We start from the raw sequence: 15686 nt of genomic DNA, 5'->3' as shown, positions 1-15686 counted from the left end.
ATTAAGTCTCCAGCATCGGGGCTTTACCAACGCCTTGTCTGACGATTTCGATCACATTATCGATGCATGCGATCACGGTGGTGGGTTTGTAGTCGATGACACCGCCGTCGATGATTAAATCCAGCTCACGATCCAGTTTTTGCCGGATGTCATAAGGATCGGCCATGGCCTCGTCTTCACCCGGCAAGATCATCGTGGTGGTCAACAGCGGTTCGCCCAATTCTTCCAATAAAGCACGAGCAATCCGGTTGTCGGTAATCCTGACGCCTATGGTTTTCTTTTTCGGGTGTTGCAACCGGCGCGGCACTTCGCGGGTCGCATCCAGCAGAAAGGTGAATGGCCCCGGTGTCAGGTTTTTGATCAAGCGGTGGGCATCGTTCCCCATCTTGGTAAAAGTCGACACCTGCGACAGGTCGTTGCACAGCAAGGTAAAATTGTGATTATCATCCAGCCGGCGGATACGGCGGATAGTGTCCATCGCCTGCTTGTCGCCGATTTGAGCACCCAAGGCATAGGAGGCATCGGTGGGATAGACGATGACGCCGCCGTTACGGATAATGGCGACCGCCTGTTGTATCAAGCGTGGCTGCGGATTTTGTGGATGGATTTCGAGAAACTCGGCCATTAGTCGGAACAAGGATTAAATGAAAGCCATTGTACCTTATCTTTCCGACTGCTTTTTGGCGACTTTGTCCCGCAAGTATACCGGCATGGCCTGCTCGACCGGAACGGCCAGTCCGTTGGCGAAATCGTAGGCTCCCAGTTGGGCGATGCAGGCCGCCCGCGGCCAGACCTCGGAAACGATGTCTTCAACTCGACGACCTAATCGAGCCGTCAAAACTTCGCCATGCACGCCCCAGCCGGAACCGACCCCGAAGCCTGAAACATCCGGAAATACCGCCGCGGCGGCCGGCGTCACCGCCTCGCCGCCCAGCAATTCGGCCAAACCCAATCCATTGCGCCGATAGACGCCCCAGAATATTTCATCCATCCTGGCATCCATCGCGGTAAAAGAGATTCCGACATCATGCCGATTGAAAAAATCCTGGGCAATCGCCGCCAGGGTCGACACCAACACCACCGGCAAATCGGCGCCAAAAGCGATGCCGTGCGCCACTCCGGTGGCGATGCGCACGCCGGTAAACGAACCGGGGCCGCGACTCAAGACTACCGCGTCCAACTGTTGCGGTTTAAGTTGAGCGTCGGCCATCAGACTGTCTATCATCGGCAAAATCAGCTTGGTGTGTTCACGCGGAGCCAGCTCGAATTTTTCCCGGATGTCGCCATCGATCAACAAAGCCGCCGAACAGGCATCGGTGGAGGTTTCCAGCGCCAGTAATTTCAAGTGTTTTCCTCCGTCGCAAAAAATTTCCGCACATCATTGATGTCCCGGCTGCGCTTCATGGCCGGCACGCTATCCAAAAACATTTGCCCATAGGCACGCTTCAATAATCTGGGATCGCAGACCATCAACACGCCACGGTCGTTAACGTCGCGTATCAAACGCCCTACTCCTTGGCGCAACATGATGATGGCGCTGGGTAGTTGGTGCTCAAAGAATGGATTACGGCCTTGTTTTTCCATCGCGCTCAATCGCGCCTTCAATACCGGATCGCCCGGCGAGGCGAACGGTAGTTTGTCGATAATCACGCAAGACAAGGCATCGCCACGCACATCGACGCCCTCCCAAAAACTGGCGGTCGCCAACAACACCGCATTGCCCAACTGCTTGAACTGATCCAGCAACACGCCCTTGGAACGCGTGCCCTGCACCAGCAAGGGATGATCGATCTTGCCTTCCAGCAACTGCGCGGCGCGCTGCAGGGCACGATGACTAGTGAACAGGAAAAAGGCCCTGCCTCGACTGGCTTCCAAAACCGGCAAGGCAAATTCGACGATCTTGTCGGTAAATTCCGGGTCGCTGGGTTGCGGCAAGCCTTTTGGATGATAAAACAGGGCCTGATTAGGATAATCGAAAGGGCTTTCCCAGCTTTGGCTGTCAGCACCATTCAGGCCAAGACTTTTGGAGAAATGCACGAAATTATTGGCCACGCTCAAGGTTGCCGAGGTAAAGATCCAGGTAGCTTTATGCCGCGCCATGAAACCGCGAAATTCCTTGGCAATATCCAGCGGAGTGCGGCTCAGCGCGAAAGATTTGCTATAGGTTTCGTACCACTTAATCCACTGCCCGTCCTGATCCTTGATCAGGGTTTCCAGCTGCATATCCAGCGCTTCGGCTCGGTCGAAACAGGATTCCAGGCCCTTGCCGCGCACCGAGGCTCGTTCCAATTGGTCGGTCAATCTGGCCAGTTGTTTCTGCAGCGAATCCAAGGCTCCGGCGATTTTCGGATTGGTTTCGATATCCTGCCATTCGCCGCGTTTGAGTTCCAAGCCGAAGGCCAGCCGCATGTCCTTGACTTCGTGCTGCAAGTCCTCGCAAGCCGTGCGCAAGTCCGGCATGTCCTTGGCATCGGTGAAATATTCGGCCAGGCTGTCGTCGGCCAGATCGGTCAACTGCTTGCCGCTGATAGTCACGCCGAGAAAATTGGAGGCGGTATCCGCCAGTTGGTGGGCTTCGTCGATAATCACCACCTCGGCATCCGGCAGCAATTCGCCGAAGCCGGTTTCGCGTATCGACCAATCCGCGCAAAGCAAATGATGATTGACCACCACGATGTCGGCTTCCTGTGCCTGCTTACGGGCCTTGGTCAAAAAACAATCCGCATAATCCGGACAATTTTGCCCCAGGCAATTATCGGTAGTGGAAGTAGCATGGAACCAGACCGGGTCGCCGTCATGCACGTCGACCACTTCCGACACGTCGCCGGCCTTGGTGCGCTTGGACCAGGCCTTGATTTGGGATAACGCGGCGGCATCTTCCTGGCTGTAACCGAAGGCCGAATTCAGCGCCAGTTCCAACCGGTAAGTGCATAAATAATTGGCCCGCCCCTTCAATAAACTGGCCTTGAACGGGGTATGACTCAAGGCCTTGCGGATCAATGGCAAATCCTTGCTGAACAGTTGATCCTGCAGGTTCTTGGTGCCGGTGGAAACGATGACTTTTTTGCCGGACAATATAGCCGGAATCAAGTAGGCGAAGGTCTTGCCGGTGCCGGTGCCGGCCTCGGCAATCAGGTTTTGCTGGCTGTCGATGGCGTCGGCGATTTTCCGCGCCATTTCAATCTGGGCGGAACGCGGTAAATAACCGGAAATGACACCCGCCAACGCCCCATCGCCGCCGAATATCTCGGCAAGATCAGTCATTGAGCAACAACCTATCTAAATCCGAAACTAAACTAACGGCCGAAAAAACTTTCGGCTTTGGCCTTGGCTTCCTTAGCACCCTCGATATTACCCTGCACACGTCTGGCCTCAGCTATCAGCATCCAGCTTTTGCGCTTCAAATCCAGATCGCCACCGGCCAGTAAGGCGGCCTTGCCGGCCAACTCTTCCGCCTGTTGCGGTTTGTTCTGTTTGATTCTGAGTTGAGCCAGTTTATAGGTCAGGGTCGGATTACGGGAATCGATGCGCAAGGCCCGTTCGGTTGACACCACGGCCGCGTCCAGATCACCCGCCGTCCGATTACGATCGGCCTCGGTCAACAACGCGACCACCGCCGGCGAAGTCCCTGAAGGTATGCGCGCTTCCTCCACGGTAAAAGCCGGAACTTCGGGCGCCACCGGCGCTGGAACGGGCGCCGCGTCGACCGGAGGCACCAGCGGTTCGGCGCGGAAACTCGGCAATGTCGGCTCTACTTTGAAATTGGTTTTGGCATCATCGATGGCATAGGTGGCATTTCCCGCACTCGGAACGGACTTTTTAGCAACGGGGGGAACCACTTTTTTAGCCGGGGGACGAGGCGGCAATGGCTGCTTCGGCTTGACTACTTTCGCAACCGGCTTTGGCGGTTGTTCGGGAGAAGTACTACAACCCGCAGCCAATAAAAGTACGGGCAGGACGACTAACAGAGCTTTGTTTTTCATTAACAACTTGGGGTTTTTACATCAATTAAAAGAGTTCGATTTCATCCTGAGGGACATTGTTTGCGGAATCCGATGCCAAGGCCAAAGCCTCGTCTATGCTTTTGCCCTGCAGAATGGCATCAAACATGATTTTTTCGGATTCCATCGTGTAACGCCCGCGAATTTCCTGCTGAAATTTGTACCATTCGGACGGATTATACAGCCTGCTCGGTGTTTCGATGATGTCCGACAGTCCCTTTAGTCCGATCGAAACATGCTGCAAACACTGTTGCAACCTATCGTAAAACTGGAAAGCCACGATCGAAGCATAAATTCTTTCCTGAGTCGCGGTGCAATGCCGCAAGGCACTATCGCGTTGATCGCTGGGTGCCAGGGTTATCAGGATATTTTGAATCGCGCTCATGTCATCCACCATGCTGGCAAATGACTCGGCCAATTCGGTCACCGATGCGTCGCCTATCTTCATACCGCTCTCTACCTGAGCGACGGATACCGCCAGCAATTTAATGGTTTCCCTGATCTGGCTCCAATCCAAATCCGGCTGGCTTGATCCTGAAAACGTCATAGATGGACACCAAATAATAAAAGAAAAAACTACACAAGCTGTCAAAACGAAGCCACTCCCGCATTCTATTGTAATTGGCCCGGCAATACAAACCGCTTGCAGACTAACGGCAAACCTTAATAGCAAGATTTCAGCCGGATTTGACGCATCCCGGCTGGATGGGGTAGAAATGCCGCACGGTACAAAGTCGAATAATAAAACCCAACCTCAATTTAAAGGTATTCATGAATATTCATTCCACCGCCAAAAAACTGTTCGTGCTGGACACCAATGTTTTGATGCACGATCCCGCCTCTATTTTTCGTTTCCAGGAACATAATCTTTTCATTCCGATGGTGGTATTGGAAGAATTGGATCATGCTAAAAAAGGCTTGTCGGACGTTTCTCGTAACGTACGTCAAGTCAGCAGATTCCTGGATGAGTTGATTCGCGGCGCCGATCAGCACACCATTAATGAAGGCCTGCCCTTATCGCGTATCGAACATGGGCCAAGCGGAGACGCCGAACAATCCGGCCGCCTGTATTTTCAAACCCGGCAACTGTCGCATCTGTTGCCGGCCGACCTGCCGGGCCAGATTGCCGACAACTCGATTTTGAGCATTGTATTGGCCTTGAGTAAGGAATATCCGGACGTTAACGTCATTCTGGTCTCGAAAGACATCAACATGCGGATCAAGGCCGCAGCCTTGCAAATCAATGCCGAGGATTACCATAACGACCAAACCATAGAAGACATCGACCTGCTCTACAGCGGCCAGATGGCGCTGGAGCCGGATTTTTGGGAAGAACACGGCGGCAAAATGGAATCCTGGCAGGAAAACAATCATACTTTTTACCGGATTCATGGCCCGCATGTGGCGGACTGGTATCCGAATCAATATCTGTATATCGAGGACGAGTCCGGCTTTGAAGCACTGGTCAAATCCTGCGACGGTGAAACCGCTGTTTTACAACTGGCCCAGGATTTCCGCAACAAGCACCATAGCGTCTGGGGCGTGTGCGCCAAGAACCGGGAACAAAATTTTGCCTTGAATGCGTTATTGGACCCCAACATCGATTTCGTGACCCTGCTCGGCACCGCCGGCACCGGCAAGACCTTGCTGGCACTGGCGGCGGGCCTGTCGCTGACCATGGAGCACAAGGCTTTTCTGGAAATCATCATGACGCGTGAAACGGTGCCCGTCGGCGAGGACATCGGTTTTTTACCCGGCAGTGAAGAGGAAAAAATGGCGCCCTGGATGGGGGCGTTGATGGATAACCTGGAACTGCTGGGCAGCCGCTCGGGCACGACCGACTGGGAACAAGGCGCCTCGCACAACATGATGATGAACAGGGTCAAGATCCGATCGTTAAATTTCATGCGCGGACGGACTTTTTTAAACCGTTATCTGATTATCGACGAGGCGCAAAATCTGACGCCCAAGCAGATGAAAACCCTGATTACCCGCGCCGGCCCCGGCACCAAAATCATTTGCATAGGCAATCTGGCCCAAATCGACACGCCTTATTTGACCGCCACCAGCTCGGGTCTGACTTACGTGGTCGACCGCTTCAAGGGCTGGGAAAACAGCGCGCACATCACGCTAAAACGCGGCGAACGTTCGCGGCTGGCGGATTATGCCTCCGAAAACTTATAAGACGAAACCATCTTCCCGCTTAAAGCAGTTGCTGTAACAGCTTAAGCCGGAACCCGTCCGATAGTGCAAAAGCAAAATCGGACGGGTTCCCGCCCGTGCATAGTTTGGTCAAAAATAACTTCCAGAAATTTTGGCGAGCAATATTGGGACACATTCATTCGCCCCATGAAAGGCTATGTGGCTGTTCAAGTTGAAATAGCGATTAAGGCAATTCGCTATTAAAGGTTTGAATTTGTCCTTGTCCCGTCCGCGGCCATGCCGTTAACACGGCCTTGACCAGCGTGGCCAATGGAATCGCGAAAAACACCCCCCAGAATCCCCACAAACCACCGAAAAACAAAATGGCGACGATAATAGCGATAGGATGCAGATTGACCGCCTCGGAAAATAACAGCGGCACCAGCACCACGCCATCGATAGCCTGAATGATGGAATAGGCGATCATGACATACATAAAGTCGTTGCCGCCCTCCATCCCCCATTGAACATAGGCCACGCCCAACACCGGAAACGTCACTAGCGTGGCCCCGACGTACGGAATCACCACGGATAGCCCCATCAACACGGCCAACAACATCGAATAGTTCAGGTTCAACAGCGAAAAGGTCAGATAACTGGCTGCCCACAGGATGAAGACCTCCACGAACTTACCTCGGACATAATTGGCTATCTGCGCATCCACTTCCTGCCAGACACGTAGCGTCAATGTCATGTCCCGAGGAAAAAACTGGGCAAACCAACCGATCAACAAGTCCTTGTCTTTCATGCAGAAAAACACCATCAACGGCACCAAAAACAAATAAATAATCGCCGCCAGCAATCCGGCAAAAGACTGGGCCGACCCGGAAATCACTCCTTGGCCGTATTTTAATAAATCTTGTTGGATGGAAAACATCATTTCCCGAATACGCGCCTGCGAAATCAATTCGGGATACATGTCGGGCAAGCGCATGATCTGGGTTTGCGCGCTGTAGACTATCTCCGGTATGCGCTGCACCAGTTGCACGGTTTGCTCCGAAACGATAGGCACCAACACAAACAATATGAACCCGAGCATGGTCAAAAAAGCAAAAAACACCAGATGCACGGCCGCCAACCGAGGCATCCAGCGAGGCTCGGCCTTGGTCACCAGACCTTCCAGCAAGTAAGCGATCACAACGGAAGCAAATACCGGCATCAACAAACCCGCCAGACTATAGATCAGCAACGATCCGGCGACCAGGCTGATTGCCAGGGAAACGACTTGAGAATTAGGTAAAAAGCGGTGAAAGAAATCCCGCACGAAGTCGAGATTGGAAAAATCGGTTTGTTTGCTCATCGGGAATTTGATTTGGAAAACAGCCGCAACTTACTCTTGGTTGACGAGCAAGCAGAGGAAAAGTCGTCAGGATAGACTGAAAAGTTTGTCAAAATTGGCGATTTCGAGAATTTTTTTTACTTCAGCCCTAGCGCCTTTTATTGAAACGGTATGCTTGTCGCCGGCAATCTTGTCGCGTAGGACCAGTAACATGCCTAATGCCGAACTGTCCAAATAGTCCGTGTTCGACAAATCGACTTCAATTTTTTTGACATCGGCCGTCGCCAGATTGGTGGCCTCTCGCATTTGCTTGTGTACGCCAAAATCGAAACGGCCTCCTATCTTGATCGTTAACACCCCTGAAACCACGCTAGCCTCGACACTCATTTTGCTCTCCTATCGGTTTTTCCGCGCATTGTGACAATAATCCCGTTCAAAATAACTCGACATCACCCTCTTCCACCGAGGATTGCGATACCGCCTGATGGGTGGTTTTGGCATGCCATTGTTGCTTCATGTCCCGCAAACGTTCGACACCTTCATTCAACTGTTTTTCCCAACTGGCGGCATCGGTGGTTTTAAATATGCCCATGCCGATCGCGACTTCATCGTTCATCGCTTGAAAATGCTGAATATTACCTTGCAAATATTCGATCAATTGCCGCGACATATCCTCAAACTGCAAGCCCCTGACCGCATCGTTGACACTGGCCTCCACCCGAGAGGTCAGTTGCGAAACTTGCGCGACACTGTTCGATACCTTGGCATTAATCACGGTAATATCGGCCATCATTTTATCGATTTTGGCTTTTGAACTAAGCGCCACGTTCATATCCTTGGAGGCCATCACTTCAATCATGGATTGGGCCTGGCGGATATTATTCTTAGAGGCGTTGACCACGGCCTTGATTTCTTCGCTGAATTTATCCGAATGCTTGGACAGGTTGCGCACTTCATCGGCCACCACCGCAAATCCCCTGCCCGCTTCCCCAGCCCTTGCCGCTTCAATTGCCGCATTCAATGCCAACAAATTAGTTTGATCGGCAATTTTCTGCACGTCGCCCAACAACTTTTCCACATGAGCCATGTGGCCGCCGACATCGTTAATCACGCCCACCATTTCCATGCTTTGTTTGCTAATCAGCACGATATGTTCAATGAAAAAACCCAGCACCCTATCCGTTTCCTCGGCAAATTGCTGGAAACTCATGGTACCGTCGGCCTTTTCAGTCGAACCGTCAAGATCGCTAATCAAGGAGCGCACGACTGACGACTGGCCCGAAGTCAGTTGATGCAAGTTGTTAAAACTACTCGACATGGTAGATACCGCATCGGCCACTATCGATTTCAGTTTTTGCAACTCATGATTCAACTGCATCAATTCATCGCCCACGCAGCCGGCCAAACCATTCACATATCGGTCTATCGCTCGATTCAAGCGCTCCTCATCGAGACTATTGCCGACATTTTCGTCCGCCGCCAATCGCCGCCGCTGCAGGATGAAGGCTTTGGCAATCCATAAAACCGCAATCAATGGCGCGGACAACCAGGCCCATGCTTGCAAGGGAGCTACCAGTGGCGATAACACCAGCAACAGCGTGAATAGCACCGACAAACTGTTATCTACCAGAAATTTGGTCATAAAAACTCAATCCATTAAAGCCAGAATTTGTGCCGCGATCCGTTCCAAGGATACCATATGATGCGCGGCGCCCTGCCTATAAGCTTCGCCCGGCATGCCCCAAACCACGCTGGATGCCTGGTCTTGGACAATATTGACGGCACCCGCCTCGCGCATCTGCAGCATGGCCTTAGCCCCATCCGCGCCCATACCCGTCAGCATCACGCCGATTGCGTTTTTACCCACATTCTCGGCTATCGACTGAAACAACACTTCCACCGAAGGTTTGTGGCGATTGACCAGCGGCCCATCATCCAACCGGCAGATATACCGGGCGCCATCGCGCGCCACTCTCAGATGCTGATCGCCGGGCGCTATATAGATGTTGCCAGGCAAAATCAGCTGCCCATCGTTTGCGATGCAGGCACTCATCTTGCCGACTTCATCGACATGCTTGGCAAATGAAGCACTAAATGCAACCGGCAAATGTTGTGTCACTACCATGGCCGGCGCATGCGCCGGTAACATCTGCACCACTTGCTTCAGCGCTTCGGTTCCCCCGGTGGAGGCGCCGACGGCGATGATCTTATCGGTGGTTTTGAAATGTTTTTTCAGGTTGGATTGCGGTTGTTCGAGCATCGCATTCGTGTCTCTGGGCTTATTGAATTCCAAAGGCTTGACGTTCACATTGGCCGCCATGCGCACCTTGTTGATAATTTCCTCCGAGTAATCCCGCAAGGCGTTCGGCACATCGGCCTTGGGTTTAGCCACAAAATCCACGGCACCCAGCGCCAATGCCTCCAAGGTTACTTCGGCTCCCTTGGCAGTCAGGGTCGAAATCATCACGACCGGCATCGGTCTGAGCCGCATCAAATTACGCAAGAAGGTCAAGCCATCCATGCGCGGCATTTCCACATCCAGCGTCAGCACATCCGGATTCAGCGCCTTGATTTTATCCCTGGCAATCAACGGATCGCTAGCGGTGCCGACCACTTCTATATCTTCAGCCTCGCTAAAAATCTGAGTCAGCATAGTTCTTATCAACGCCGAATCGTCGACGATCAGCAATTTTATCTTGTCCATCTGCGTCCTAAAATAACTCTATGCTACCTTCAACCGACACGTCCTTAATTTGCGAACCGTATTGTTTTTCACGCAATATAATTGTGTCGTTATGCAAATCCTTGATCTTTTTCATCCGTACCCGGCCGGTTTGCGGGTAGAAATTGACTTTGCGCGGATAAATATCACCCAGGTCTTGCGATACCAGCTTTAGTGCTTCGGTATCGACATAATCCAATACAAATTCGATGTTTCTGGAGCCGACATCGCTCAAGGTCGCAATAATTTTGCCGCCGCCAAACAATTTCACTTCCAGATTTTTACGTTTGCCGCCATATTGCAATATGGTATTGATCAAATGCTCCATCGCGTAATTGCCATAGCGCAAAGCAGTTCCCACAACTTTCTCGTCTCTTGAATTCAACCGCGACTTACTGGTCTCCGGCAACATGAAATGATTCATGCCGCCTATCCCGCTCACCGCGTCACGGATACAGGCGGAAACACAAGAACCCAGCACCGTGGTTACCATCTCGTTATCGGTGGTGACATAGTATTCCCCCGGCAATAATTTCGCCGCCACAATCTGGTTTTCCGGATCCCAATAGCGATTGACGTGTTCAAAGCCGGGCAGGGATGGCCGACCCAGTGAAAGGTTATCGGTCATAAAGCGGTCTTTTTGTATATGGTATTGCCGATCAGGGTAAACGGGGTGTCGAGTTGATGCAGGGATTCGGAATGACCGATAAATAAATGCCCCCCCTCCCTCAACAAACCGGCATAACGATTCGCCAATTGGGATTTGGTATCCCTATCAAAATAGATCAGCACATTCCGGCAGAAAATAAAATCGAATCCCCCCTTCATCGGCCATTCCTGCATCAAATTCAATGGGGCAAAGTGGATAAGCCGCCGCAACGAAGATTTTACTCGAACCTTGTTGTTTTGAGCTCCGACACCTTTTTGGAACCAACGATGCAAACGTTGTTCACCAATCGCGGCTACTTTATCCAGCGGATAAATTGCCTCGGCGGCCGTCGAAAGTACATTGGTATCCAGGTCTGTCGCCAAAATTTTTATGGCCCAATCTTCCGGAATGTTTTCCATCAATGCCATGGCAATAGAATAAGGCTCTTCACCGGTGGAACAGCCCGCCGACCAAACCTTGATTTGTCTTTGCGCCTGATTTTTCTTGAGTAACTCGGGCAGCAAGCTTTGACTTAGATAGTCGAAATGGTGATTCTCTCTAAAAAACGAGGTCAGATTGGTCGTGACCGCATTGATGAACTGGGTAAACTCCTGATCGGGATAGCTATGTAAATAATCGCAATATTGTTTGAAACGGCTAAACCCCAGCATGCGCACTCGTTTGGATAGCCTTGAATAAAACATATCGAATTTGTCGTCGGGTACCATTATCCCGGAATGCTGATTGGAGATTTTTCGTAAACAATTGAAATCCTCCAGGGTATATTCAAACTCGCGCACTTTTTCAATCATTGCCACCTTCTTCAAAGCGATTACATTCGGTCATCGAAGCCAGCACCGTACTAGAAAAAACCGGCCACGGACTGATCGACTTCCAACAAGCCCGCAATACCCAGCAAACCGGCCGCTTCGGTGAATTTCTCCGACGGAAAATCTATCGCCACTTCTTTTTGCAAATTGATCGCGGTTTGCTTCAATATCAACAGCAATTGCAAGGTTGCCGTATCGATCTGGGTCACGGCGGAGGCATCAATCTCTATTTTGTTACCGGTATTGAGCATGTGCAGTAATTGTTCATGTAATTGGGCAACATTCTGGATGTTTTGCGCCGGCTCCAACGCAATCCGTTGAATCGTGTCCGCCGAGCCTGCCGTGGGCCATTCTTGCACTACGTCAAGAACCTCCTCGGTGCCGGCAGTCGAATCATCGACACTATTGTCAATCGATGCGTTTTGGTCTGGTTCGACCAGCTCCTCGGCCGTCGGCTCATCAACCCAGGCAGGCGCTTCGCTTTTCTGTTGATCGGGGTCATGCATCCAGGCCAGGGGATCGTAACCAATCAAACTGTTATCATCGTTTTCCGACATCACATTACCTTGCCTGCTAAAAAGTCTCCAGCCAACGCGGAAAAATCTTGCGCGGAACGCCAGCCGGGACGATATTCAAAAATAGTTTTGCCAAAACTGGGGCACTCGGCCAGCGCGGCGGTTTCCCTGATCGGGGTTGCCAGAATTTGGCCGGGAAAATATTTCTTTATGGTATCGAGAACATCCTTGGACAGCCGGCGATTAGGGATGTAGCGGGACATAATCAATTGCATGCGGTAGCGTTTATTCAAGGCCGCGTCAAATTTCTTGATCGTGCCCATCAAATGCGACAACCCCTGCAGCGCCAGGTAATCGCTGGTCATTGGCACCAACAATTCTTCTGCCGCAAACAAGGCATTCGCCACCAAAATACCCGAAGAAGGCGGGCAATCGATAAACACAAAGTCCTGATTTTCCACTCCCTGTATCAGGGCATTTCGGAGCAAATCACCACGGTGAGAACCACCCTGGTTGAGCTGTTCTATTTCCTGCAACCGGGGGCCGGCCGGCACCAAGTTCAGGTTCTCCCTGACCGGAATCAATTGTTGCGTAAGCGAACTTTGGCCTAGCATGACCTGGTCTATTCCGCTTTGCTGCCTCGACACCACCCCCAATGCAACCGACAGATGACTTTGTGGATCGAGATCGATGACAGTGATCTTTTTGCCAAGCCGAGCCAAGGCATGAGTCAAGTTAACGGAGGTAGTGGTTTTTCCGACACCGCCCTTCTGATTCAAAACAGCTACGATCCTGGCACTCATTTAGTCTTTGGAACCGGACAAATCGGTAATCTCGACAAATTCATCCGGATTCAACAGCTTGTCCACATCCAGCAACATCACCATGTTTTTCTTAGCCACGAACATGCCGCGGATATAACGGGTATTGATCTTGGCCCCCAGATTAGGACTGTGTTTGATCTCCGCCGGATTGATATCCAAAACATCCGAAACCGCGTCGGCCACGATACCCATCACCGCCGGGCCTGCATTTTCGGTCTGAATACAGACCACGATCACGACCGTGACCGGCGTATATTCCACTGTTTCCATATTGAATCGTTCGCGCAAATCGACGATGGGCACGATGGTTCCCCTAAGATTCAAGGCGCCTTTGACATAGGCCGGTGTATTAGGAATTTTTCTAATAGGTTCCCAACCTCTGATTTCCTGTACTTTAAGAATTTCAATTCCATAAGCCTCGTCCGCCAACTCAAAAGTCAGGAATTGCTCTATATGTGTTTCAGACTTTATATCGGCTGTCATTACGGCTGTTCCAGGCGGTCAGATCGGGAGGTTTTAACACGATAACGCCATCCCGTGGGAAGCTGATTACCCAGTAGGCGGAGGTATCGAAATTCAATGGGCAAAAAAATTCGCGCCAACACAATGTTTTGAATCGTTATAAAAACTTAAAAATCCTGCCATTCCTCGTCGCTGGCAACGCTTTTATAGCTGGGCTGGCGCGCATGAGCAGCGGTCTTAGGTTCGGCGGAAACACGAGTATCCGCGCGCGTTTGGTAATGGGTGGGCGACTCGTTTTTTTTGCCTTCATTGCCCAGATTGAAAAACGACAGCAATTCAACCATGTTGGTGGAAAGATCACTCATCGACACGCTTGCGGCCGAAGCTTGCTCCGCCAAGGCCGCATTTTGCTGGGTGATTTCATCCATTTGAGCCACGGCCTGATTGACCTGCGCGATCCCGGCCGATTGTTCGACGCTGGCATTTGCAATCCCGGCGACGATGTCGCCTACTTTCTTAACACCCGCCACAATTTCACTCAACGCCTTTCCGGTTTCGTTGACGAACTCGGTACCGGTGCGAACTTTCTGCACACTGGTCTGGATAAGCTCTTTACTTTCGCGGGCGGCAGTCGCACTGCGTTGAGCCAGATTTCTAACTTCGGTGGCCACCACCGAAAAACCGCGGCCTTGCTCGCCGGCCCGGGCGGCTTCCACCGAGGCGTTTAGCGCCAACAGATTGGTTTGAAAGGCGATTTCATCGATTACGCTGATAATATCCGCGATCTTATTGCTGCTTTCATTGATTTCCTGCATCGCCGCCACCGCCGCGGTAACCACGGTGCCGCCTTTTTCGGCCAGTTCCCTGGCATTGCTGGCAACTAAATTGGCCTGCTGGGCGTTATCCGCGTTATTTTTTACCGTCGCGGTCAACTCTTCCATGCTGGCGGCGGTTTGCTCCAGATTGGCTGCCTGCTGTTCGGCGCGCTGCGATAGATTGTTATTACCGCTGGCGATTTCCTGAGACGAATTATTGATGAAAATGGCCGATTCGTTGACTTGGCCAAAAATCTCGCTCAATTTATCAATCGTGGCATTGATGTCGTTTTTGCAGTTGAGATAGACCCCTTGGTAATCGCTATGAATCCGATTGGTCAAATCACCCTCGGCCATGCTTTCCATGGTGCTGCCTACATCCTTGAACACGCGTTCGATCACATCGGTCAGTTCATTGATCCCCTCGCTCAATTTGGCGAAGAAGCCCTGTTTGTCCGCCAACGATAAACGTTTATCCAGACGTCCGACTTTGACGCTTTCGACGATATCCTCGATTTCCTGTTCGACTTTGACTTCATTGGTTCTGTCAAGCCACTCAACCACCACGCCAATACGTTCGCCATCGTCGTTTTTAACCGGATTGGCGACGATATTCATGTGACGCCCGCCAATCACCAGTTCGGAACTGAAGGTAGTATTCAAACCGGCCAGTAATCCACGTTGATGAGCCGGATTCCGATGAAATTGATCGATATTGGCCCCCATTAATTTGCCGGAATCGAAATTCGGCAACTGGGTGCGAATATCGGACTCGGCATGTTTGAACATCTCCGCTACGGTGCGGTTCATATAAATGATGTCGAGATCATTATTCGCCACCATCACGCACGATTGCACATTATCCAGAGCCTGTCTGATGCGGGTGGCTTCGGCCGCGACTTGCTTGGTATAGGCCATGTCGGCATTCAACTTGACTTGCATGCCATACAAGGCCCGATTGAAATCACCGATTTCGTCGCCTTGGCATTTTTATAAACCGGTGTAACGTTGGCTTCGACCCAATAATAGTCGCCGGATTTAGTCCTGTTTTTAACCGGCGCGGACCAGGGTTTCTGATTTTTAAGGCACTGCCACAAATCCTCGAAAGCAGCCGGCGGCATATCGGGATGGCGGACGATATTATGATTGACCCCTATCAATTCGTCTTTGGTGAAACCGCTGATTTCGATGAAAGCATCATTGGCGTAGGTAATGATGCCTTTTAAATTGGTGCGGGTCACCAATATGGTACCCGGCTTCATCATCACTTCACGATCGGTCACGGGATGATTGATTTTCATTGTAAATTCTCCGATAAATCCCGGCCATACTCAGTGTTTCGCCCAAAACCAAGTCCGCGTAGGTTTCCCAGGCTAATTACGGCAAC

Annotated in this window: 17 protein-coding genes; 1 reads left to right on the top strand and 16 read right to left on the bottom strand. The window is 51.4% G+C overall.

All coding sequences use genetic code 11. From position 1 onward, the window contains the following. Position 1: 1 nt before the first annotated feature. Genes IVG45_RS04315 through IVG45_RS04295 form a run of 5 tightly spaced genes read right to left on the bottom strand, consistent with a single transcriptional unit; the run spans position 2 to position 4548 of the window. Entirely contained in the window at positions 2 to 625 is a 624-nt protein-coding gene (locus tag IVG45_RS04315) for an L-threonylcarbamoyladenylate synthase (protein ID WP_196436657.1), read from the bottom strand. A gap of 36 nt (positions 626 to 661) precedes the next feature. Further along, positions 662 to 1345 carry a tRNA (adenosine(37)-N6)-threonylcarbamoyltransferase complex dimerization subunit type 1 TsaB gene (gene tsaB / locus IVG45_RS04310; RefSeq protein ID WP_196436656.1) on the bottom strand — a complete coding sequence of 228 codons (684 nt, stop codon included), beginning with the start codon at positions 1343 to 1345 and terminating at the stop codon, positions 662 to 664. Next, a complete protein-coding gene (locus tag IVG45_RS04305) occupies positions 1342 to 3264 on the bottom strand; it encodes an ATP-dependent DNA helicase (protein WP_196436655.1) in 1923 nt (640 codons plus the stop codon). The genes tsaB and IVG45_RS04305 overlap by 4 nt, the downstream gene beginning before the upstream one ends. A 32-nt stretch (positions 3265 to 3296) precedes the next feature. Then, entirely contained in the window at positions 3297 to 3983 is a 687-nt protein-coding gene (locus IVG45_RS04300; RefSeq protein ID WP_196436654.1) for a tetratricopeptide repeat protein, read from the bottom strand. A 25-nt stretch (positions 3984 to 4008) separates the two neighbouring features. Beyond that, positions 4009 to 4548, bottom strand: coding sequence for a hypothetical protein (locus IVG45_RS04295; RefSeq protein ID WP_196436653.1), 540 nt, complete (start codon positions 4546 to 4548; stop codon positions 4009 to 4011). A gap of 224 nt (positions 4549 to 4772) precedes the next feature. Here IVG45_RS04295 and IVG45_RS04290 point away from each other — a divergent pair, with 224 nt between their 5' ends. Further along, positions 4773 to 6185, top strand: a complete 1413-nt coding sequence (locus IVG45_RS04290) for a PhoH family protein (protein ID WP_196436652.1) — start codon at positions 4773 to 4775, stop codon at positions 6183 to 6185. 202 nt (positions 6186 to 6387) lie between these two features. Here IVG45_RS04290 and IVG45_RS04285 read toward each other — a convergent pair whose 3' ends face one another. From IVG45_RS04285 to IVG45_RS22560, 11 genes are all read right to left on the bottom strand, one after another. Continuing rightward, positions 6388 to 7503 carry an AI-2E family transporter gene (locus IVG45_RS04285; protein WP_196436651.1) on the bottom strand — a complete coding sequence of 372 codons (1116 nt, stop codon included), beginning with the start codon at positions 7501 to 7503 and terminating at the stop codon, positions 6388 to 6390. Positions 7504 to 7569: 66 nt separating this feature from the next. Beyond that, positions 7570 to 7869, bottom strand: coding sequence for an STAS domain-containing protein (locus IVG45_RS04280; RefSeq protein ID WP_196436650.1), 300 nt, complete (start codon positions 7867 to 7869; stop codon positions 7570 to 7572). A 46-nt stretch (positions 7870 to 7915) separates the two neighbouring features. After that, complete coding sequence (locus IVG45_RS04275; protein WP_196436649.1) at positions 7916 to 9124, bottom strand: methyl-accepting chemotaxis protein; 1209 nt, start codon at positions 9122 to 9124, stop codon at positions 7916 to 7918. A gap of 6 nt (positions 9125 to 9130) precedes the next feature. Next, positions 9131 to 10186 carry a protein-glutamate methylesterase/protein-glutamine glutaminase gene (locus IVG45_RS04270; protein WP_196436648.1) on the bottom strand — a complete coding sequence of 352 codons (1056 nt, stop codon included), beginning with the start codon at positions 10184 to 10186 and terminating at the stop codon, positions 9131 to 9133. Between the two features lie 7 nt (positions 10187 to 10193). Then, the gene (gene cheD, locus IVG45_RS04265; protein ID WP_196436647.1) at positions 10194 to 10832 is read right to left on the bottom strand and encodes a chemoreceptor glutamine deamidase CheD; all 639 of its coding nucleotides are present in this window, start codon (positions 10830 to 10832) and stop codon (positions 10194 to 10196) included. Next, positions 10829 to 11665, bottom strand: a complete 837-nt coding sequence (locus IVG45_RS04260; protein WP_230874750.1) for a CheR family methyltransferase — start codon at positions 11663 to 11665, stop codon at positions 10829 to 10831. Before IVG45_RS04260 ends, cheD begins: the two co-directional genes overlap by 4 nt. Before the next feature lie 50 nt (positions 11666 to 11715). After that, positions 11716 to 12240 (bottom strand): STAS domain-containing protein, encoded by a 525-nt coding sequence (locus IVG45_RS04255; RefSeq protein ID WP_196436646.1) that lies wholly within the window; start codon positions 12238 to 12240, stop codon positions 11716 to 11718. Next, complete coding sequence (locus IVG45_RS04250; RefSeq protein WP_196436645.1) at positions 12240 to 13001, bottom strand: ParA family protein; 762 nt, start codon at positions 12999 to 13001, stop codon at positions 12240 to 12242. Before IVG45_RS04250 ends, IVG45_RS04255 begins: the two co-directional genes overlap by 1 nt. Beyond that, a complete protein-coding gene (locus IVG45_RS04245) occupies positions 13002 to 13505 on the bottom strand; it encodes a chemotaxis protein CheW (protein ID WP_196436644.1) in 504 nt (167 codons plus the stop codon). Between the two features lie 146 nt (positions 13506 to 13651). After that, complete coding sequence (locus IVG45_RS04240; protein ID WP_230874749.1) at positions 13652 to 15241, bottom strand: methyl-accepting chemotaxis protein; 1590 nt, start codon at positions 15239 to 15241, stop codon at positions 13652 to 13654. Further along, a complete protein-coding gene (locus IVG45_RS22560) occupies positions 15226 to 15600 on the bottom strand; it encodes a PAS domain-containing protein (RefSeq protein WP_230874748.1) in 375 nt (124 codons plus the stop codon). Before IVG45_RS22560 ends, IVG45_RS04240 begins: the two co-directional genes overlap by 16 nt. Positions 15601 to 15686: the final 86 nt, after the last annotated feature.

This window comes from Methylomonas sp. LL1 (assembly GCF_015711015.1).
Taxonomy (GTDB): domain Bacteria; phylum Pseudomonadota; class Gammaproteobacteria; order Methylococcales; family Methylomonadaceae; genus Methylomonas.
Note: the sequence above shows the minus strand (reverse complement) of the source record. Positions and strands in the feature narration are given on the sequence as shown.